The sequence below is a fragment of the Flexithrix dorotheae DSM 6795 genome (assembly GCF_000379765.1).
GTDB classification, from domain to species: Bacteria; Bacteroidota; Bacteroidia; order Cytophagales; family Flammeovirgaceae; genus Flexithrix; species Flexithrix dorotheae.
This window is the reverse complement of record NZ_KB903528.1, coordinates 1-1,284: the sequence shown is the minus strand read 5'-3', so window position 1 is coordinate 1,284 and position 1,284 is coordinate 1. Positions and strand designations below refer to the sequence as shown.

The 1,284-nt window shown below is 43.1% G+C and carries 1 protein-coding gene; it reads left to right on the top strand.

All coding sequences use genetic code 11. The features are described from left to right. Positions 1 to 1,284: right-handed parallel beta-helix repeat-containing protein (locus A3EM_RS45320; RefSeq protein ID WP_044241323.1), on the top strand; the 1,284-nt coding region annotated here is incomplete at both ends.

The window sequence follows — 1,284 nt, the reverse complement described above, 5'->3', positions numbered from 1 at the left end:
TACAGTAGCCATTAAAGACATTGCGCCCAATGCATCAGGGAACATTGAAATCTCTATTGCAAGACCTGCCGAATCATTATATGCTTACCTGGCTGCCTTGGTAATAGAAACAGGGAATACTTACTTACAGGGTATTAATGAACCACAATTAACCGTAGGTGAATTAACCGAAGATACTTATGAGTTTGAATTAACGGTTACCGATAACTTAGGTAAAACAGACAGGGATACCGTAATAGTCAATGTTTCAGAAGGTGTAGCACAAAAACCTCCGGTAGCTCATGCCGGACAGGATGGGACAATCACAGCTCCGGTGTCACAGTTTACCTTAGATGGAGGCTTATCCTCGGATAATGACGGAACTATCACAGCCTATGCCTGGAAGAAAATATCAGGACCTGACCAGTATACGATCTCTGATCCTGATCAGGTAAAAACAACGGTTACCGGATTAGTGCCGGGAAGGTATATCTTTGAACTTGAAGTCACTGATAATAATGGACTGAAAAGTACCGATGAGCTCACCATAGAGGTGTATGCGGCTCAAAGTGGTGATTGTGACTGTGACCACATATTGGATAATGCGAATGGCCATATCTATATTGATGGTGCCAGTCTGGATATTCAGCCAGGGGATGTGGTTTGCCTGAAAGCAGGGTATTATAACTATGTGAATATGTGGAATTTTGATGGCTCTGAGGCTAACCCTGTGACCATTAAAAACTGTGGCGGGCAGGTAGTCATAGGGGATGGTACATTTCATTATGGCTTGTTATTGAAAGGAAAAAACTTCCGGCTGACCGGGAGTGGGGATGCCAACTATAAATATGGAATCAAGGTGAATGGTACCAAACCCGGAGCCACAAACATGGGCATAGGGGCTCCGTCTACCAACTTTGAAGTGGATCATATCGAAAGTGCCAATGCCGGGTTTGCCGGTATCATGATCAAAGAAGACCCAAAATGTGATTTGCCGGAAAGCTGGCGCAGAAATTATGAAATGCGCAATGTCAAAGTACATGATTGTTATGTACATGATTCCGGGGGAGAAGGCTTCTACATAGGATTTACAGGAGCAAGTAAAGATTGTAGTGGAAATGAAATATTCCCGCATCTTATCCGGGATATTCATATCTATGACAATATTGTCGAAAATGTCGGATGGGATGGGATTCAGTTAGTCAGTGCCTATGGTGATGTACAGATTTATAATAACCACATCAAAAACTTTGGTACTGCAGACGAAAAATGGCAACAGACAGGCTTGCAGGTTGGATTGGCCTA